General features: G+C 57.7%; 20 protein-coding genes. 10 read left to right on the top strand and 10 right to left on the bottom strand.

Annotated features, from left to right (window positions below; translation table 11 throughout):
• Positions 1-145: 145 nt before the first annotated feature.
• From ACR0D9_RS17490 to ACR0D9_RS17475, 4 genes are all read left to right on the top strand, one after another.
• Entirely contained in the window at positions 146-1,357 is a 1,212-nt protein-coding gene (locus ACR0D9_RS17490; protein ID WP_209505009.1) for a flagellin N-terminal helical domain-containing protein, read from the top strand.
• 77 nt (positions 1,358-1,434) lie between these two features.
• Complete coding sequence (gene flaF / locus ACR0D9_RS17485) at positions 1,435-1,809, top strand: flagellar biosynthesis regulator FlaF (RefSeq protein WP_267366590.1); 375 nt, start codon at positions 1,435-1,437, stop codon at positions 1,807-1,809.
• Positions 1,809-2,210: a flagellar biosynthesis repressor FlbT gene (gene flbT, locus ACR0D9_RS17480; protein ID WP_480484134.1), complete on the top strand. Its 402-nt coding sequence runs from the start codon at positions 1,809-1,811 to the stop codon at positions 2,208-2,210. The genes flaF and flbT overlap by 1 nt, the downstream gene beginning before the upstream one ends.
• Positions 2,207-3,001 carry a DUF1217 domain-containing protein gene (locus ACR0D9_RS17475; protein ID WP_480539650.1) on the top strand — a complete coding sequence of 265 codons (795 nt, stop codon included), beginning with the start codon at positions 2,207-2,209 and terminating at the stop codon, positions 2,999-3,001. The genes flbT and ACR0D9_RS17475 overlap by 4 nt, the downstream gene beginning before the upstream one ends.
• A gap of 75 nt (positions 3,002-3,076) precedes the next feature.
• On the opposite strand, the gene ACR0D9_RS17470 is transcribed toward ACR0D9_RS17475, so the two are convergent.
• From ACR0D9_RS17470 to ACR0D9_RS17460, 3 genes are all read right to left on the bottom strand, one after another.
• Positions 3,077-4,651, bottom strand: a complete 1,575-nt coding sequence (locus ACR0D9_RS17470) for a DUF427 domain-containing protein (protein WP_480488571.1) — start codon at positions 4,649-4,651, stop codon at positions 3,077-3,079.
• Positions 4,652-4,755: 104 nt separating this feature from the next.
• Complete coding sequence (locus ACR0D9_RS17465; RefSeq protein WP_267365085.1) at positions 4,756-5,457, bottom strand: winged helix-turn-helix domain-containing protein; 702 nt, start codon at positions 5,455-5,457, stop codon at positions 4,756-4,758.
• Positions 5,429-5,716 carry a hypothetical protein gene (locus ACR0D9_RS17460; protein WP_480484131.1) on the bottom strand — a complete coding sequence of 96 codons (288 nt, stop codon included), beginning with the start codon at positions 5,714-5,716 and terminating at the stop codon, positions 5,429-5,431. Before ACR0D9_RS17460 ends, ACR0D9_RS17465 begins: the two co-directional genes overlap by 29 nt.
• 176 nt (positions 5,717-5,892) lie before the next feature.
• On the opposite strand from ACR0D9_RS17460, the gene ACR0D9_RS17455 reads away from it, so the two are divergent.
• The 4 genes from ACR0D9_RS17455 to ACR0D9_RS17440 all read left to right on the top strand — a co-directional run bounded on the left by ACR0D9_RS17455 (position 5,893) and on the right by ACR0D9_RS17440 (position 9,812).
• A complete protein-coding gene (locus ACR0D9_RS17455; RefSeq protein WP_480484130.1) occupies positions 5,893-6,351 on the top strand; it encodes a hypothetical protein in 459 nt (152 codons plus the stop codon).
• Positions 6,352-6,461: 110 nt separating this feature from the next.
• Complete coding sequence (locus ACR0D9_RS17450) at positions 6,462-7,079, top strand: ribonuclease HII (RefSeq protein ID WP_480484185.1); 618 nt, start codon at positions 6,462-6,464, stop codon at positions 7,077-7,079.
• A 107-nt stretch (positions 7,080-7,186) separates the two neighbouring features.
• Positions 7,187-8,290, top strand: a complete 1,104-nt coding sequence (locus ACR0D9_RS17445; protein WP_209505001.1) for a site-specific DNA-methyltransferase — start codon at positions 7,187-7,189, stop codon at positions 8,288-8,290.
• Between the two features lie 139 nt (positions 8,291-8,429).
• Positions 8,430-9,812, top strand: a complete 1,383-nt coding sequence (locus tag ACR0D9_RS17440; RefSeq protein WP_480539648.1) for an adenylate/guanylate cyclase domain-containing protein — start codon at positions 8,430-8,432, stop codon at positions 9,810-9,812.
• Positions 9,813-9,877: 65 nt separating this feature from the next.
• Here ACR0D9_RS17440 and ACR0D9_RS17435 read toward each other — a convergent pair whose 3' ends face one another.
• On the bottom strand, positions 9,878-11,014 hold the full coding sequence (locus ACR0D9_RS17435) for an alkane 1-monooxygenase (RefSeq protein ID WP_480539646.1): 1,137 nt from the start codon (positions 11,012-11,014) through the stop codon (positions 9,878-9,880).
• Between the two features lie 61 nt (positions 11,015-11,075).
• The gene (gene mutY, locus ACR0D9_RS17430) at positions 11,076-12,131 is read right to left on the bottom strand and encodes an A/G-specific adenine glycosylase (RefSeq protein ID WP_480539644.1); all 1,056 of its coding nucleotides are present in this window, start codon (positions 12,129-12,131) and stop codon (positions 11,076-11,078) included.
• 81 nt (positions 12,132-12,212) lie between these two features.
• Here mutY and ACR0D9_RS17425 point away from each other — a divergent pair, with 81 nt between their 5' ends.
• Entirely contained in the window at positions 12,213-12,719 is a 507-nt protein-coding gene (locus ACR0D9_RS17425; protein WP_480539642.1) for a DUF721 domain-containing protein, read from the top strand.
• Positions 12,720-12,732: 13 nt separating this feature from the next.
• Positions 12,733-13,395, top strand: a complete 663-nt coding sequence (locus tag ACR0D9_RS17420) for a DsbA family protein (protein WP_480506435.1) — start codon at positions 12,733-12,735, stop codon at positions 13,393-13,395.
• Positions 13,396-13,432: 37 nt separating this feature from the next.
• Here ACR0D9_RS17420 and lpxK read toward each other — a convergent pair whose 3' ends face one another.
• The 5 genes from lpxK to ACR0D9_RS17395 all read right to left on the bottom strand — a co-directional run bounded on the left by lpxK (position 13,433) and on the right by ACR0D9_RS17395 (position 19,472).
• Complete coding sequence (lpxK, locus tag ACR0D9_RS17415; RefSeq protein ID WP_480539640.1) at positions 13,433-14,434, bottom strand: tetraacyldisaccharide 4'-kinase; 1,002 nt, start codon at positions 14,432-14,434, stop codon at positions 13,433-13,435.
• Positions 14,421-15,659 carry a 3-deoxy-D-manno-octulosonic acid transferase gene (locus ACR0D9_RS17410; protein ID WP_480539638.1) on the bottom strand — a complete coding sequence of 413 codons (1,239 nt, stop codon included), beginning with the start codon at positions 15,657-15,659 and terminating at the stop codon, positions 14,421-14,423. Before ACR0D9_RS17410 ends, lpxK begins: the two co-directional genes overlap by 14 nt.
• Positions 15,656-16,456 (bottom strand): 3'(2'),5'-bisphosphate nucleotidase CysQ, encoded by an 801-nt coding sequence (locus tag ACR0D9_RS17405; protein ID WP_480539636.1) that lies wholly within the window; start codon positions 16,454-16,456, stop codon positions 15,656-15,658. Before ACR0D9_RS17405 ends, ACR0D9_RS17410 begins: the two co-directional genes overlap by 4 nt.
• Entirely contained in the window at positions 16,443-17,789 is a 1,347-nt protein-coding gene (locus tag ACR0D9_RS17400) for a TldD/PmbA family protein (protein ID WP_480539634.1), read from the bottom strand. The genes ACR0D9_RS17405 and ACR0D9_RS17400 overlap by 14 nt, the downstream gene beginning before the upstream one ends.
• Positions 17,790-17,957: 168 nt before the next feature.
• Entirely contained in the window at positions 17,958-19,472 is a 1,515-nt protein-coding gene (locus tag ACR0D9_RS17395; protein WP_480539632.1) for a DUF2125 domain-containing protein, read from the bottom strand.
• Positions 19,473-19,498: the final 26 nt, after the last annotated feature.

Genomic DNA, 19,498 nt, shown 5'->3' with positions numbered 1-19,498 from the left:
GCTCAAAAGTGATGCTGCACCTGGAAACATCAGGTGGCGCGAACAGCCACGCGGCGCGTCGCACAAGTCAGAAAGACACCAATGCCCGCAGATATTGTGGGGTGAACATGGGCGAAAATCGCCCGAAGGCAAAAGGATAAAAGCTATGTCCAGCATTCTGACAAACAATGGCGCGATGGTTGCGCTGCAAACTCTCAAGTCGGTCAACAAGAACCTGGCGATGACCCAGAACGCGATTTCGACCGGTAAGGACGTCGCGACAGCCAAGGACAACTCGGCGGTTTGGGCGATCTCGAAAGTGATGGAGTCCGACGTCAAGGGCTTTAACGCGATCAAAGACAGCCTCGCGCTGGGCGAATCGACTGTTGCAGTTGCGCGAAATGCGTCTGAAACTGTCACCGACCTCTTGACCCAGATGAAAAGCAAGATTGTCGCGGCGCAGGAAGACAACGTTGATCGCGGTAAGATCAATGACGATGTGACCGCACTGAAGGATCAGATCGCATCGGTTGTCAGCGCGGCCCAGTTCAACGGTCTGAACCTTGTTGACGGCTCGACCGGCTCTGCATCGATCCTCGCATCGCTGGATCGGGACAACACCGGGGCGGTGACTGCGTCGTCAATCTCGGTCTCGGGGCAGAACCTGTCGACCGGTGGATATGTCACCAAACAGGTTTTCGACGGCTCTACCGGCGCATCGACCGGCAATGACCGCGTGGGGGCAACCATTGACAATGGTGCAACGGCCGCGACGGCGTTGGTGACCGATGAATCCAGCGGTGCTTTCGCGGCCGGAGACAAGGTTGTCGTCGCCATTAACGATCAGGTTGTGTCCTATACCGTTTCTGCGGAAGATGCTGCCGCGACAACGACCGGTGACCTTGTTGCTGTCGGATTGAAATCGAAGATCGAAGAGCTGGGAATTACCGGTCTGACTGTCGATTACGACTCCGGCACTGCGGGTACGTTGTCGGTTACAAACGGCACAGGATCTGACATCTCGTTCTCGGCTCAGTTCGTGAATGCGGGTGCCGGTGGTTTGGGCGCGCTGGCAGGTATTGATGTGTCGACAGGTGCGGGGGCAACCGCTGCGTTGGCGGCTGTCGAATCGCTTATCGATACTTCGATTGATGCCTCGGCCGCCTTTGGCTCGGCGCAGGGTCGTATCGAGACCCAGAAAGAGTTCATTTCGAATCTCTCTGACTCGTTCAAATCCGGTATCGGTGCGCTGGTCGACGCTGACATGGAAGAAACCTCGGCGCGTTTGCAGGCCCTTCAGGTGCAGCAGCAGCTGGCAACACAGTCGCTTTCGATCGCCAACCAGGCGCCGCAGTCGATCCTGTCGCTGTTCCGCTAATACGCAACGCGGTCCGGGGCGCGGTTTTCGCGCCCCGGTCGTGACTATCTGACGACGGCTTTTTGGAAGGATTTCAAGTGACCCCGCAAACCCTCGCTCAATACACCTATGCGCAAGCCGCCGCGCCGACGCGAACGCCCCGTGACACTGAATATGAGGCAATTTCCAGAATTACACGGCGTCTCAAGGCGGCCACGGCGCGCAAGGCAACGGATTTCTCGGCGTTTGTTCAGGCCGTGCACGAGAACCGCCGGTTATGGGGGGTGTTGGCGACAGGTGTCGCGGATTCGGCAAACGCTTTGCCGAACGATATTCGCGCCAGGATTTTCTACCTTGCCGAGTTTACGGAACTGCACAGCAGCCGCATTTTGGCGGACGGCGCGTCCATCGAACCATTGCTTGAAATAAACACGGCGATTTTGCGCGGATTGCGCCAGATGAGGGCAACCTGATGAGCGGGCTGGTTTTGAAACTCGCCCCGAAGGAAAGGGTGCTGATCAATGGTGTTGTGATTGAAAACGGCGACCGCCGTGGCCGGTTTTCGATCATGACGCCGCAGGCCAATGTCCTGCGGTTGCGCGATGCGATACATCCGGATGAAGTAAATACTCCGGTGCGCCGTGTCTGCTATGCCACGCAACTTGTTCTGTCCGGAGACATGGATCCGGCTCGGGCGCGTCAACACCTGTTGCGCAGCGTAGAAGAGCTGAGCCAGGTTTTTACGGATACAGATAGCCGTCGTGTATTGTCCGAGGCGACAGACGCGCTGGTGGCCGAGCAATACTATAAATGCCTCAAGTCACTTCGCTCGCTTCTCCCGCGCGAAGATCGGTTGATGGCCTATCAGCAATGAGCTTTCAACCTGTCATTCCGACTGGCGGGATCGTCGGCTGGCGGTTTCTGCAACGTACTTACCAAGGACAGTTTCAAAGTTTCTCGTCTTCGGCAGTGAATGAGAGGGAGACAAAGTATTTCCTGGACAACATTGGGAAAGTGAAGACCGCCGAACAGTTGGTTTCTGACCGCAGATTGTTGCAGGTCGCTTTGGGTGCCTTTGGGTTGGAAGGGGATGTGGATAACCGGTTCTTTATCCGGAAAATCCTGGAGGATGGAACACAGGCGGATGACGCTTTGCCCAATCGTTTGGCGGATAAACGTTACCGGGAGTTTTCGGATGCTTTCGGGTTTGGTCCGGGAGCTGTTCGAAAAACGGTGCTGGTCACAAATATGGAAGAGATAGCTCAGGCCAGCCTTTCAGCGCGGTTTGAGATCGCGGTCGGACAGTCAGATGAGACGATGCGCATTTCGCTTTATGCCCAGCGCGAGCTGTCTGATCTGGCGAAAAGCGGAAGCAGTACAGATACGAAATGGTTCGATCTTATGGGATTGCCACCGCTGCGCAAAATGATGGAAACGGCGCTTGGGCTACCACCGTCATTCGCCCAACTGGATATCGACAAGCAATTGGTCGAGTTCAAAAGCCGGTTATTCCGTCTGACTGGATCGGATGATCTGGCACAGTTTTCCGACCAGAAGGCGGTTGAGAAACTCACCGACACCTATCTGGCCAGAAGTCAAATCGCGGGTCTTCAAAGTACGATCTCGTCAGCGCAGACCGCTTTGATCTTGCTTGGGGCTGTGTAATCAGAAGACGCGGGCAAAAGCCCTGGTCGCAATCTAGTACCCGACATCTCTCGTTTGACCTGCACAAACCAAAAGTTAACCGTTCAAAATCTCGTCGGCTGTGGTTTGCAATGCGTAGCATATAACGGGTCGAGTCACGTTGTGCAGGTTGACCGCGCCCAATGGTAAGGCGTTGGAACAGGCAGGCTCAATATCTTCGGACACGACTATGCGATGGCCTTCGGTTTTCCCATATTCGCCCAACCGCGCTGCTATGTTGGCCGCTTGTCCAATAACCGTAAAATCAAGTCGTTCACGAGAGCCCACATTGCCATAGGTGACGCGCCCATAAGCCACGCCAATAGAACAGTCGCAATGTATGCCGGTACCTGCTTTACGCAACTCTCCCAACGTTTCGACGATTTTGATTGCCGAGCGCTGGGCGTTGGCACGGGCCGCGCTGGCGTTTTCATCAGCTGCCGGAAATACCGCCAGAACAGCGTCACCAATGAATTTCAAAACTTCGCCTTCGTTTTCGTGAACGATACCCGAGACGGTTTCAAAAAACTCGTTCAAAACACTGATATATGTGCCCCGCCCCAGTTTCTCTTCGAGGCTTGTCGAGTTGCGGAGGTCACAGAACATGATTGCAGCGTCGATTTCATCCCCGTCACCGCGCCGGATCTCACCCCCCAACACGCGTGCGCCAGAGCGTTTTCCAACATATGTTTCCAGCAAAACCTGTGCATTCTCGCGTTGCATGAACACTTCGTAAAAGCGTGCGATTACCGAAGAGCATTCGAATACAAGGCCCAGATTCTCGGTGGTGAACCCGTTGGGATGGTCACAGGTCAGGGTCAGAACGTTGGTCCGACCGTCAGAGAAGGGCAACGGCATCGCGACATAGTCGGTGGCACCCTTTGCCCGCAACTCCTCCATGATTGGGAAGCTGTAATGCGGGTTATCGTCGTTCAGTCTTTGCCGTACGCCGCCCAACCCGTTCGAGACATGGCGCAACGGGCTGTTGATGAAAGCCGGGTGATCATAGATTTCGTAGGTCGGGGCGCGGGTCAGAATCTCGTCCTGATCCTTTTCCCAGATATAGTGTTTGCCCGCGATCAGGGGGTGCAAGGACCATGCCAGAATGCTCAGCCGCTGGATGGCGATGCCGTGCTCCAGCATCTTCTCGGCCAATGCCTGGGTAAAGCTTTCGGGCGTGGTCGCGGCGGAAGCACCGCGCATCAGCCAGTCGATCAGTGGTCCGCTGATATTGCCGTCGTCAGGCTCGCGCAGGCGATTGTTGCCCAGGTCAATCCGGGTGTAGGCGCCGGACACAAACCCGATACAGCCCCGGATGTCCGCGCTTTCCGGCAGGGCTTGTTCATAAGCCCAGACGGAATTGGTCAGGGGCCCCGAGGCCAGTTGGATGTCGTGGTAAGTGGCGGTGCCTTTGAACGGGCAGAATGTTTGCAGGTCTGTTTCTTCGCTCAGATCCACACATACATCTGCGCGGGGAACGTAAATCGTTGGCGGCAAACGCGTTTCATACATCACCTTTGCGTTTGTGCTTTCAGCCAGAAGAATGTCGTTCCGGTAAATGGCAATCCTGCCTTCCAGCGGCTCAACTGAGATTCCATATCCATTCATCTGTGGCGCGGCGTGGACGTTCATAAGCGACCTCCTCTGCCTGGGGTTTGTTTAGAATGGGGCTTTCCACCTGACATTCCAAGAGGCCGCAACGGGATTTTACCGGGCGCGAGCGACGCGTCAAAACGTCAGACCATTTGAATGACGTCTTTCTCGATCGACAGCATATACCCCTTCTTGGCAATATTCTTGACCAGCAATTCGCTGACCATCTGGTTGCCAAGCGCGTCGCGCAACCGTTTGATCCGTGTTGCGCCAGCGGCTTCGTCACAATCGGCGGCATCGCGACCGGAAATCATGGCCTCGATCTGAGCGCCGGACAATACCTCGTCATCCAACCGGGATTCCGCCAGAATCGACAGGGTTTCCATGGCGGCAGGTGTCAGCTTGAAATCCATGTTGTTAAGGTAGACAGTGTTTTCTTCGCGACTGATCAGCAGCGACGTTACCTGAATGCCGGTACGTTCGATCTGTGCCATGCGCCGGTTCAACAAGACCAGCATCACCAGAAAGACCAGTGCCGAGATCATCATCGCACTGGCAAAAACCAGCAGCACATAGATCACCATCCGGTAACTGGACAGGGTGTCAGCAAAGGCGGTGCCAGACTGGGCCAGAATTTCAAGCAGGCGAATCTCAGTCTGTGACGTCAGATCGGCCTCGACAAACAGCCGCTCGACACGTGCGTTGAACGCATTTGCGTCCGGCAAGGTCCAGAACAGGAAAACGGCAGCGGTGATCAGAATGACGACAATGGCCGCGATGCCCAGCACAACCAGACGGACACCCGACCGGCGTGCATCAGAAACGGAGATAGAATTGTCCGGCATTGCCTTTCCTCTGATCCAACCCTTCCGGCCCGAAAACGGACTGCACTTCAAGCAAGGTCCAACCCGACGCGTTCAGGCGCTGGGCGATTTCTGCCCGGGCCTGCCCCTTGTCGCAACTTGTGACCTGCATGACGCCGTAATGCAAACGCAGCGGGTTGTCCTTCTTGGCTTTGTAGTCCGCATAACAATCTGCCGCTGTCGCAGCAGAACCAAGCGATAACAGGGCCGCAAAGGTCAGAGAAGAGAGGATCTGTTTCATAGGCCGCATCCTGCGCATGAGTTGCCGCGATATTCAATAACCCAAGGGGTTTGCTGCCCCTGATATCCGATAACACCGGGCCGTTATTGCTTGTCTGGGGCAGGTGCCCCCACTTTCAGGGCAATCAGCACGCGGTCCGTCATACGGTCGCAAGAACATCCGAAAGGACAGGCATCATGCATAAGAAATTCATCGCTTTGATCATTGCGACCGCGGTTGCGATTACCGGTGTGTCGGCTTCTCAGGCGAAGGCGGCCGACGCAAAGGACATTCTTGGGGGGCTGGCGGCCATCGCTATTATTGGTGCCGGCGTTCATTACTATAACAAGGAAAAGAAAAAGGATCAGGCGACTCGTCAACAGACCTATACCCATACACCACATGTGACGCAGCCGGTGCGTCCGTTGCCGCCGCATGTGGCGCGTTACGACCTGCCCCAGCGCTGCCTGCGCACCTATGATGGGTATTCGCAGGACCATCCGCTGCTTGGGCCGAAATGCCTCGAGAAACATTACAAACATGCCAATAGCCTGCCGCAAGAGTGCAAGGTCGGTTTCTGGAATGGCAAAAAGGTCAGGCGGGCCTATGAACCTGCATGCCTGCGCCAGAAGGGATACCGCGTCGTTTATCAGTAGTTCGGGTTGAGCAGGAACGGTGCCAAAGAAGTGCCGTGAGAGAGAGGGTGGTGTGGGCCGCCCTCTCATTTCTTCTTGCGGTGCTGCGCGAAACGCGGTTTGCCAAGGGCATGACAATGCCAAACTTCGAACTTGAGCAGGCGCTGCTGGACATGGGCCACATCCGTATCGCCGGTGTGGATGAGGTCGGGCGCGGCCCATTGGCCGGGCCGGTTGTGGCTGCCGCCGTGATTCTGAACCCGAAGCACTTTCCCGAAGGGTTGAATGACTCAAAAAAGCTGACCGCAAAACGCCGGGCCGTGCTGGACGCCGAGATTCGGGACGTTGCTGAGTTCGCGGTGGCCGAAGCCTCTGTCGCCGAAATTGATGAGGTCAATATCCTGAGGGCGTCGCACTTGGCGATGATGCGCGCGGTGGAGGCGTTGACCCCGGCACCTGATTTCCTGTTGATCGACGGCAACCTGATTCCGCAGGGTCTGAGATTTCCGTCACAGGCCGTTGTGAAGGGCGATGCACGATCGGTGTCGATCGCGGCTGCTTCGATCTTGGCGAAAAACTGGCGCGATCAGGTGATGGTGGATTTAGCGCAACAGCATCCGGGTTATGGGTGGGAAACCAACGCAGGCTATCCGTCAAAACAACACAAGGAAGCGCTGCGAAATCTTGGCGTGACCCCACACCATAGGCGTTCGTTCAAACCGGTGCACAATATCTTGTATCAAGAGTAAATCGTAAGTCGCTGATTCAAAAAAGAATTTGACGGCGAATCGACTTTGACTCATCCTTGTCTCAACCAAATGAGCGCAAAAGCGCCGTGGACACTTGAGGCAGTGATATGACAACAACCACCAAAAAGGGCGCAAAAGCGCTCCCTTTAAACACGATTCTATCCGGGGACTGCATCGATGTGATGAACAGTCTGCCCGAGGCGTCAGTGGATCTGATTTTTGCGGACCCGCCGTATAACCTGCAATTGAAAGGTCAGTTGCATCGTCCGGATAATTCCCAGGTCGATGCGGTGGATGATCACTGGGATCAGTTCGCAAGCTTCGGGGCGTATGACCAGTTTACGCGCGAATGGCTGAAGGCGGCGCATCGTCTGCTGAAACCCAATGGTGCGATCTGGGTGATCGGGTCTTATCACAACATTTTCCGCGTGGGGTCAGCGCTGCAGGACGCCGGATACTGGATTCTGAACGACGTTGTGTGGCGTAAGTCGAACCCGATGCCGAATTTCCGCGGCAAACGGTTCACCAACGCGCATGAGACGATGATCTGGGCGTCCAAGCGCGAAGGCGCGAAATACACCTTCAACTATGAGGCGCTGAAAGCCCTGAACGAGGGTGTGCAAATGCGTAGCGACTGGGTGCTGCCGATCTGCACCGGGCATGAGCGGCTCAAGGATGAAAACGGCGACAAGGCGCATCCGACGCAAAAACCGGAATCGCTGTTGCACCGCGTGCTGGTTGGCTCGACCAACCCCGGCGATGTGGTGCTGGACCCGTTCTTTGGCACCGGCACCACCGGGGCCGTCGCCAAGATGCTGGGGCGCGAGTTCATTGGTATCGAGCGAGAGGAAAGCTATCGCAAGGTGGCTGAAAAACGCATCGCCAAGGTCCGCAAGTTTGATCGCGAAGCTCTGGAAGTCAGTGCCAGCAAACGTGCCGAGCCACGCGTGCCATTCGGCCAGCTGGTCGAACGCGGGATGTTGCGCCCGGGTGAAGAGCTTTATTCCATGAACCAGCGCCACAAGGCAAAGGTGCGTGCGGATGGAACGCTGGTGGGTGACAATGTCAAAGGGTCAATCCATCAGGTCGGCGCGCATCTGGAAAACGCCCCGTCCTGCAACGGCTGGACATACTGGTGCTTCAAGCGGGACGGCAAGACCGTACCGATTGACATCTTGCGGCAACAGATCCGCGCAGAGATGCACAACTGAATTCACGAACACCGCCGGTGCCTGTGGCCTGACACATGGCACTATGCCTTGCCCCGCCGATCAACCGGCGGGGTCTTTTGTTTTGCCTTCAACAGTGATTGCATAAGGCTGCCTAGCCTCCGCAAGAAAGACCACGGCCATGACCGAGACGACCGCACAGCCCCGCCGAAGCCTGTTTTTCACCCAGCCCGATGCGTTTGATCTGGACAACAAATATACCGAGGCCGCGTTGGAACGGCACAAACGCGAGGGTCTGGAACTGGCTGTGCGTGCGCGATGGGTGGCGATGGCGCTGACTGCGGTGCTGCTGGTTTTTCTGAACCCGCAATGGGAGGTGCTTTGGTATCACTTCATTCTGCTGCTGATCTGCGGCAACGGGTGGTTGATCCGCCGTGCAGGTCGTGTCGGGCAATCGCGGGGCGAGTTGTTTTTGATTTTCGTCGACCTGCTGATCATGACGCTTGGGATGATCGTACCAAATCCCTTCAGCGATGATGTCAGGCCATTGGCCATGCAATACCGGTTCGACAACTTTCAGTACTTCTTCATCATTCTGGCGGCAGGCACATTGGCCTATTCTTGGCGGACCGTGATCGCCATCGGGACCTGGACGGCGATGATGTGGACGATCGGGTGGATCGTTGCCTGGTGGGTCGCAACGCCCATTCCCGGGATCAGCGAAAAAGTTGCGACTGCTTTGCAAGGCTACCCGGATGTTGCCGAGCTTCTGGATCCGAACAGTTTCATGGCGCCTCAGCGCATCCAGCAGGTGATCGTTTTCATGATGGTGGCCGTGACTTTGGGCCTTTCGATGCAGCGGCTGAACCGGCTATTGATGAGCAATGCAGGGCTGGAACGGGAACGGGCCAACCTGTCACGCTATTTCTCGCCCAACGTGGTGGAGGAGCTGAGCCAGAATGACGAGCCGCTGAAACAGGTCCGAAAAGAGAATGTGGCCGTTCTGTTCATCGACATCGTCGGGTTCACGAAATATGCGGCCGGGCGAGACCCTTATGACGTGATCGAAGTGCTGCGGGGCTTTCACGCCCGCATGGAAACCGAGGTTTTTCGCCACCACGGGACCCTGGACAAGTATCTGGGGGATGGGCTGATGGCGACCTTTGGCACCCCGGTGCCCACACCGTTGGACGCAAGCAACGCGCTGGGATGTGCGCGCGCGATGGTCAGCGTGATCGACCGATGGAATCTGGACCGCCGCCGGGCGGGAGAGCCTGAAATCCGCGTCGGGATTGGGGTGCACTATGGCTCGGTCGTGCTGGGCGACATTGGTGCGAACCGGCTTGAATTCGCGGTCATCGGGAATGCCGTCAACGTCGCGGCCAAGCTCGAGGCGCTGACGCGTGATTTACAGGCGCGTATCGTGGTCAGCGATGCCGTGCGCGCGCGGATTGCAGAGGAAAACCAGTCTGCGCCTGTCGCCATGACTGGTTTTGCAGAGCTTACCGATCAATCTGTGCGCGGCGTGGAAACACCGATGGATATCTGGGTGATGAAAGGCTGAAGACCTTACACCTCGCCAGAACAGTACCCAAAGCGCCGAGCCTGATGGGCCGGGCGGTGCATCGGTTACGCATCAGGTGCGGGGTTCAGGGCCTTGTTATAGGCGTGCCAATCGGTGATCTCGGGGTAGTACTGACGCCGCCAATCCCGGACCCGTGGGTTCATGACCCGTCGCCACAGCGGTGGGATCATCGCAGCCACAGTCATGACGGGATAGCCATAGGGCAGTTGCGGTGCCGTTTCGGGCGTGTGGTGTTGAAGCAGCGGGAACCGGCGGTTTGGTTTGTAGTGGTGATCCGAATGGCGTTGCAGATTGATCAACAACCAGTTTGAAGCTTTCTGCGAGGCATTCCAGGAATGTCTGGGTAGGACGTGCTCATACCGCCCGTCCCCCAGATGTTTCCGGGTCAGGCCGTAATGTTCCACGTAGTTGACCAGTTCCAGCTGCCAGATCGCGACCCCGGCCTGCAACAGAAACAGGGCCAGACCGGACCATCCTCCGATCAGCGCCGCCAGTGCCAGCATCCCCCCTTGCAACGCCCAGTACCGCCAGAACGGGTTGGAGCGGTCGGTCCAGGGGCGGTCCTTGCGGGCCAGTTTTCCGCGTTCGGCGTTGAAGGCCGAGACCAGACTTTGCCGCAACACCCTAGGGTAAAAGCGGTGAAACCCTTCGTTGTATCGCGCCGTCACCGGATCGCGTGGCGTTCCCACATGACGGTGATGGACCAGCAGATGCTCGGACCGGAAATGAGAATACAGCACCATGGCAAGAAGGATATCGCCAAGCCAGCGTTCCCAACGGCTTTTCTGATGCATCAGCTCGTGGCTGTAGTTGATACCGACCGTACCCGAGATAACACCCATACCAAAGAACAGGCCGATTTTCTCAGGCGTCGAAAGCTGACTGCCGTGGCTCGCGTACCAGATCAGGCCAAACAGGGTAAGGAACTGAAGGGGTGCCCAAAGCTTGGTCAGCAGGATGTACCGTTGCAGATCGCCGTCCGGCGTCTCGGGGTCCGCGTTTTCCACGTTGAGTCCGGTGATCCGGTCCAGCACGGCAAAGACCCACCAAGTCGAGATCGGGATCAGCAAAACCCACCATCCACCCGCGAAAGCAGTGAACCAGATCAGCGGGATCAACAGCAGGGACACCCAGAAGGGTGATGCTGATTGCCAGCGTGCCAACGAGACTGTTGCGGTCATCTCTGTTGCTCCTACTAGATGGGGACAGCCTAGCCGCGAGGCCAGGGAATGCACAGCGGTCTTATTGTCCTTTCCACAGATCATAGGCTTTGCGCATCACCGTGGGCAGATCGCTGGGTTTGAAATTGTGCTTTCCCACTGCAATCAGATGATCGGGAACATCCTGACCGGTGGTTTCTGCGGCCCATATTCTTAAAATCAGATGAAAATGCGTAAAGGTGTGGCGCACCTCGCCCGGCACCATTTTCCAATCTGCCGCAAGCGGGGGGTGCTCGACCGGATCGTCAGCCCACTCCGATCCGGGCCAGCCCAGCATTCCGCCCAGCAAACCTTTGTCCGGTCGGCGCTCCAGCAGCATGGCCCCATCTGACATGCGCGCGATGTAAACGTGACCGTGACGGGTCGGTTTGGGCTTCTTCGGTGTTTTTCGGGGAAGATCAGCCTGTTTTCCTGCAATCCGCGCTTTGCATGGTTCGCGCAGCGGGCAAATGCCACATGCCGGAGATTTCGGCGTGCATATCGTGGCCCCCAGATCCATGACCGCCTGCGCGTAATCACCGGGCCGATTAGAAGGTGTCAGCGCCGAGGCTTTTTCCTTCAGCAAGGGTTTCGAGCCGGGCAGCGGCGCGTGGATGTCGTAAAATCGGGCCATGACGCGTTCGACATTGCCATCCAGAACCGTTTCAGGCTGATCAAAGGCGATGGCCGAGATTGCCGCAGCTGTATAAGGGCCGATGCCGGGTAACTTCAGCAGCGCACCATAAGTTTCGGGGAACTGACCATTGTGATCCCGCGTCACAACGCGGGCACACTTCAAGAGGTTGCGCGCACGTGCGTAATAACCAAGGCCGGCCCATTCCCCCATGACCTGCTCATCCGGTGCGGCGGCCAGCGCCTGAACCGTAGGCCAACGTGTCACGAAGCGCAAAAAGTAATCCCGCACCGCTGCTACAGTCGTCTGTTGCAACATCACTTCGGATAACCAGACCCTGTAAGGGTCAGGGCGCACCCCGGCGGCGCGCTCTGCCGGTCCTGTGCGCCATGGCATGGCGCGAGCGTTGTGGTCATACCACTCCAGAAGCGCAGCGCTGACGGTGAATTCAAAGGAATCACGCAAGTTTTATTCGTCTCCCTGTCAGGTTTCGCTGGCACCCGGTGTTCTGCCTATTACAATAGCGGCGCAGGAGTTGGAAACCAGATGCAACGCAGACGTTCGTCAACCCGCGGGTTCAAGCGCACCGCGTCTTTGCTGAATGACCAGATCAGGCGCGCCGGGGAAAGCCGGGGCTTTGCTGTGTCACGTCTGTTGACCCATTGGGCCGAGATCGTGGGTCAGGATACCGCCGCTATCGCGCGCCCAGTCAGTGTCGGCTATGGCAAAGGCGGTTTTGGCGCGACCCTGACCGTTCTGACCACAGGCCCGCAGGCCCCGATGCTGGAAATGCAGAAGGAACAGCTGCGTGGTAAAGTGAACGCGGTTTACGGTTACAATGCCATTAGCCGTGTCCGCATTACTCAGACCGCTCCGACCGGATTTGCCGAGGGGCAGGCCAGTTTCGACCATAAACCGAAGCAAGCAAAACCCGAGATTGCACCTGAAATTGCAGCCGAGGCAGACAAAGTGTCACGCAGTGTAAATGATGAAGAATTGCGCGCGGCCCTTGAACGTCTTGGGCGCAACGTTTTATCCAAACAGAAACGCTGAGAAAGGGCTGAGAATGAGCCGTATTGCAACCGTAATCTGTGCGGCCGTCGCCGTGGCCGCAGGCGGCTATTGGGTGTCGCTGTCAAATTCCAACACAAGTTTTCCGCTGGTCAGCGCCGCCGAGGCGCAAGAGGCGGACCTGGATACATCCACCATCATTGACATGGTTCAGGGCGCCGAGGGCGCGCCTGTCGAAATCATCGAATACGCATCCTACACCTGCCCGCATTGCGCGAATTTCCACAAGAGCGCGTATAAACAGCTCAAGAAGGATTTCATTGATACTGGTAAGGTCAAGTTCACCTATCGTGAGGTCTATTTTGATCGCTATGGTCTGTGGGCATCAATGGTGGCCCGCTGCGCCGGTCCCGAGAAATTCTTTGGCATCACCGATCTGATCTATGAAGGTCAGTCAGAATGGACGCGCGCAGGAGGTCCGGCCGAGATCGTCGATGAACTGCGCAAGATCGGTCGTCTGGCAGGTATCGATGGCGACCAGCTTGAGGCCTGTTTGCAGGATGGCACCAAGGCGCGGACATTGGCCGCGTGGTATCAGGAAAACGCTGAACGCGATGGAATTCAGGCAACCCCGTCCTTCATCGTGAACGGCAAGAAAGTCGACAATCAGTCCTACGCGGATTTCAAAAAGCTGATCGAAGCAGAGCTCGGCAGCTGACTCGACCCCAGCTGGCCCCGCCGGGGGCCAGCCTGAGTTACTTTGGTGAAGGGGCGGCTTTCAAAAGCATGTCCCTGACCCTGTCGGCATCTGAAATTTGAAGCCGAACCGGCAAAGTGATCACCTTGCTTCGGAAAGCGGGGGGCAGGCGAACGGCGTCTTTTTCGGTGGTGACCATCTGAGCGTCCAGCAAACGCGCCTCGTTTTCCAGTCGGGTCATCAGGGCTTGTGTCAACGGCTGGTGATCGTCCAACGCCTCGGCCCGTACCAGATCCACACCCAGCCGTCGCAGGGTTTGGAAGAACTTTTCGGGATAGCCGATGCCTGCAAACGCCAACGCACGCGTTTCCGACCAATCCATACCGGTTTGCAGGGGTTCGACCGCCCCGGTGACGTGGGGAACGGTCAACCGGCGTTTCCAGTTGTCGGCAAATACCTTTTGCGCCGCCTCTTCCCCCAAGGACAGTACAAGATCGGCCCGTTGCAGGCCGGTATCGACGGGCTCTCGCAGTGGACCGGCTGGCAGGCATAATCCGTTTCCAAATCCGCGCTGGGCGTCCACAACGATAATCGAGAAATCCTTGGCGACCGAAGGGTTCTGAAAGCCGTCATCCAGAACGATCACCGTAGCCCCCGCTGCGGCCGCTGCACGCGCGCCCGCCGCCCGATCCTTGGCGACCCAGACCTCGGCAAACATCGCCAGCAACAGCGGCTCGTCCCCCACCTCGGCGGCGGTGTGCCTGCCCGGATCGACCTGCACCGGGCCTTCCAGTGACCCGCCATGTCCTCGCGTCACGACATGCGGTTTGTGCCAGGCATTACCCAATTGTTCGAGAGTCCAGATCACGGTGGGCGTTTTCCCGGTTCCACCTGCATTGAGATTGCCGATGCAGATCACGGGCACACCGGGATTTTCCCCTGATTTCGAGGCAATCCTGCGGGCCGTCGCCGTGGCATAAAGGCGGCCCAGCGGGGCCAGCAGCCGCGCCCTCAGATCCGGCTGGTCCGGAGGTGTGTTCCAGAAATCAGGTGCCCGCATGATCTGCGCTCCGCTGGTCCAGAATATCCTGCACCATTTCGATGAGGGTGTCTGCCTGCGGCGCACCTTCGGTGATTATCTGCCATCCAGCCAAAGCCATGTCAGCGGCGCGGTCTGGTGCCAGAAGCTGTACGACGGCATCGCCCAACTCGGTTGCTGACTTGACCTCATTGGCTGCCCCTGCCTGTTGAAGGTGGGCGTAAAGCTCGTGATGGCGATGCACGAATGGTCCAGAAATTATGGCGGACCCCAGCGCGATTGCGTCGGACGGGTCCTGACCACCAGCGCCGCGTTCCAGTGAACTGGCCATGAATGTCACTGCCGACACCCGGTGCCACAACCCCAGATTTTCAGGGTCGGCAGTCAGAACGACCTGCGTGCTGTCTTCGATCAAGTCACCGTCGTCCCAGTTGACACAGCGTAAATCCATCGTCTCCAGCCGTCGTTTTAGGGGGGCAGCCTCGTGAACGTCGGCGACGTGAAGTACCAGAACCAGCCGGTGCAACAGGCGCAATGCCTGACGATGTGCTGTCAGAACCGAAATGAACTCTTTGTCCTGCACCCAGGCAGCCAGCCAAACAGGCCGCCCTGCCAGCGTGTGGTTGGTTTCGATCAGCTCGTCTTCTGGCCAAGGTCTTGGATTTGGGCTGATGCGCAAAGGTGGCGATTCTTCGACTGTTGAAAACGGGATGCCAAGTCTCCGGATGTGTCGGGCGGTTTCAGAGTTTGCAGTCAGTATCTTGCGAAAACAACTAAAGGTCACTCTGGTTATGTCTGGCAGCCAACGCGCGTTCCGGGACAGTGCAACGGTAAATTGGGCGTCGAACAACACCAAGGGTACGGCCTGTTCATCAGCTCGGGTTATGATGTTGGGCATCAGATCACCACCGACCCAAATCCCGATACCTGGGCGCCAGTATTCGATAAAGTCACGCGCGGCCCCGCTCTGCTCCTGAGGCAGGTTGATCAGGGGAAAATTGCATTCCGGCCAGGCAGACAGATCCGCGTCCGGCGGGGCGGTCAGCAGAAAGTGCAGCTCGGATCGGGACTGAAGCAACCGGCGGCAAAAATCACTCACCGCCCGCAAGCGGTCTGGCGTGGCGACGTGCATCCACACGACCTCGCCTTCGGGGCGTGGCAGGTCGGTTTTTACACCAACGCCGTTCCGCATTCTCCAGGACAGCACCCGATAAGCGGCAAGGCTTAATGAGCGCGGTTTGCTCATGCGCCGATTCCGGGCCCGATCGGGTCCAGCTGAGCCCACAGTTGCCCGTGGACCTCGGTGCTGGCGGCGATTACGCCATTCAACCTGGGGTGGGCATTGTTGAATATCAGCGGTTGACCGAAACGGTCTGAACAGACGCCGCCCGCCTCTCGGATGATCAGATCGCCAGCGGCAATATCCCATTCCCAGCTGGGGCGAAGGGTCAGCATGGCATCGAACCGCCCCTGCGCGACCAGCGCCATGCGATAGGCAAGCGAGGGTCGATATGCGCGGTGGAAGGCTGGAACATTCTGATTGCGCCAGTGCTGTGTGTCCAGATTTGGTTTGGCGGCCAGAACCTGAGATTGCAATAGCTCAGGCGTTTTTGATGTCGTGATCATTTGCCCGTTGAGAGTGGCGCCCTGACCCTGCGCCGCAGCATAAAGCAAGTCGCGCATCGGCAGGTAGATTACAGCGGCAGTCACAATGCCATCCACGGCAACAGCCAGCGAATGCGCCCAGGTGCGCGCGCCTTCGGTAAAGCTGCGGGTGCCGTCAATCGGATCGACGATAAAGGCGTTGCTGCGGTTCAACCGCTCGGGCGAATCCTCGGATTCCTCGCTGAGCCAGCCATAGCCCGGCCGCGCAGCGCACAGCTTTTCTTCCAGCATCGCGTTGACGGCCAGATCGGCCTCGGTCACCGGACCGGCGCCACCAGGTTTGTCCCAACGCTGTGCTTGCGTTCCGGAATAGCGTGTAGCGATCTTGCCGGCCTCAATCGCGGCCTCAATCAGAAGGGGCAGATCAGTTGCCGGCAAGTGTCATTCCTTCAATCAACAGCGACGGGACCACGCGCGACAAATATGGGCGCGCGTCATTGGCGGGAATGATCCGCCGCAACATATCACGCAGATTACCTGCGATGGTGCATTCGTTGACAGGATGCGTGATCACACCGTTTTCGACCCAAAACCCTGATGCACCACGGGAATAGTCGCCTGTATTGGGGTTGATCGTCGATCCGATCATGGAAGTGACCAGCAAACCGGTGTCCATATCGCGCAGCAGATCTTCGCGACTGCGGGCCCCTTGCGTCAGGCTCAGGTTCCAGTTGCTGGGCGAGGGTGGGCCGGACACACCGCGCGCAGCGTTGCCCGTGGAGCCCATGCCCAGCTTGCGGCCACTCGACAGATCCAGCGTCCACCCCGTCAGGACACCGTTTTCCACAATCACCCGGCGCTGCGTCGGCAAGCCTTCAGCATCAAATGGGCGCGAGCCTGAGATGCGCGGGCGGTGCGGATCTTCGATCAGCGACAGATGCGCGGGCAGAACATCCTGCCCAAGACAATCCTTGAGCCAAGACGCGCCCCGCGCAATAGCGGCCCCATTGCTGGCGGCCAGCAGATGCCCGATCAGCGAAGACGAGATACGTTCATCAAACAACACCGGGAAACTGCCGGTCGCCGGTTTGCGCGCTCCAACCTGTTGCACAGCGCGTTCCCCAGCGGTGCGCCCAATCTCAGCCGCGTCGCGCAGGTCGGATTGAAACGTCCGGCTGTCACCGTCATAGTCGCGCTCCATCCCGGTGCCTTCACCCGAGATCGCAACGCATGAGATGGATCGGCTGCTGCGCTCATACCCACCGGAAAACCCGTTTGTAGCCGCCAGATGCACCCGGTGCGTTCCGTAGCTTGCAGCAGCATCCGACACCTGCGTGACGCCTTTTACCGCCAGTGCTGCGGCCTCGGCGGCCAGCGCATCCTGCATCAGGCTTTCCGCGGACGGGGCCGGGGCAGTGTCCAGCAATTCCAGTGACTGAATATCCCAGTCACTGGCCAGTTGGCTTTTGTCCGCCAGCCCGGAATAGGGGTCCTCGGGCGCCTCTTTTGCCATGGCCACGGCGCGTTCGGCCATCGCCGCAAGGGTTTCCGGGCGGCTGTCAGAGCTGGACACAATGGCTGAGTGTTTACCCAGAAACACGCGCAAACCCAGATCGGCGCCTTCAGAGCGTTCCGCATGTTCCAGTGCGCCGCCCCGCACATCGACCGAGACCGAGGACCCTTCGAGAACGATGGCATCTGCTGCCTCTGCGCCTGCCAGGCGAGCGACATCGAGCAATTGTTGGCTGATTTCTTCTGGCGTGCGGGTCATGAGGTCTCCGGGTTGATTGCCAAGGACCTAGCCTCGCACTGCCCGCCCCGCAAGACCTATGACCGGATTGGGCTGTGTGGATCGTGATTAATCCATGCCGCTACCAAGTTTTGCACAAGGTTCCCAGGAATGGAAAGGGCCGCACTGCGCGGCCCTTTCAGATAGGTATCACTTGATACGCTGGCCATTCGCCAAAATCTGGCCGTCTTCGGTGAATTCGATGGCCGAGTTCAGGGTGTCAGGCTCATCGCCGGGGACCGCCATCAGACCCATCATCATCCGCGCGCCCAGCGCATCGTCATCCGAAATGAGGCCCATGCCGATCAGCGTATCGATCAGCTGATTGGCGCCAACAAGTTTCAGGTTCGCCACGCCGCTTGGGCTGGGCATTCCCCCAAACTCTTCTGTGTTCGAATTGTCGAAGGCGAAATCGCCATCACCTGTCAGTTTGGCACCAACCAACGAAACCAGAAGCTGGCTGATTTTCAGCGAATGCAGCTCACCCGGAGCTTCGTCCGACTCGACGTCGATTTCTGGATCGAAGATGTTCATCAGAACTTTTGCCGTGCCGGTCGTGTCCAGCGCAATTGTCGCCGGATCGCGGGGCAGCGCGCCTGCCGGGTCAAAAATGCCCCACAGGACATCAGACATGGTGAAATCGGTCATGTTGAGGCCAAATGCAAAGGGCTGTATTTCGTCCGATTGCTGGATCGGGAATTCGAAATTCAACCCTGCGCTGGCCATGGACAACTCGATCGGGAATGGCAGGTCTGCTGTTGTAACCGCCAGTTTGGTGCTGTTCTGCGCGATGTCATAGGCGATACGCTCGGCGTCGATGCTGGCGGCAAAGCGTCCACCCTCCGAGGTGCTGTTCATCGAGAACGCCTGGCCTTCGCTGGTCCCGCTCAGATCGGTGCTGCCGGATGCATAGGTAAACGTGCCATCAAAGGCGAAACCCGCTTGGTAAAACGCCTGCGGATCAGACATGTCAAAATCCAGCGGGATCACGTTTTCGCCTTCAAAGGCCAGTTGGCCCAGTTGGCCATTGATCAGCCCGCTTTCACCGTTTTCCGGATCCTGAAAGTTCAGGTCATAGGTCAGTGTATCGCTGTTGAATGTCTGGGTGATGCTTCGGTGTTCGCCGATTTGCATCCGCGACCGACCGGCCAGATCACCTGCCTCGACCGCGATGCTGAAAACCTCGTTCGGCAGCGGTTCGCCATCAACTTCAATCGAATCCAGCGCAATGCCCAGTTTGTCAGCAGTGTAGTCATAGGTCATGTCTTCGGGTGTACCCGAAACGACCATGTTCAGCTGGCTGTGCGAATAAATCACTTTGGCTGCAAACTCTTCATCGTCGGCTGTTCCCGTGACGTCCATGGGAAAGCTTTCGGGCAATCCGATGGTAACGGTTCCGTCACCATTTTCGGTCAGCGTCATTTCCGGCATGACCATCTGGAACTGCCCGTCTTCTTCCGGAAAGGTCAAAGAAAGTGTCATGTTCGAAATAGTGGTGACGTCACCGGTGATGCTTTCGTCACCTGTAACGGTGTAGCCCATTGAAGTGAAATAGCTTTGCCAGTCGGACCAGACATCATTTGCAGTAAGGTCGGCGAACGCGCCCTGGGTCGCAACGGCGTAAGCCAGAACAGCACCGCAGCTGCGGTGGAAGAAAACGGACATAAGGTAACCCTTCTTGATCAATTTGC

The organism is Ruegeria sp. AK11, from assembly GCF_056541095.1.
The sequence above is the reverse complement of the archived record's forward strand: the minus strand, read 5'-3'. Positions and strand labels throughout refer to the sequence as shown.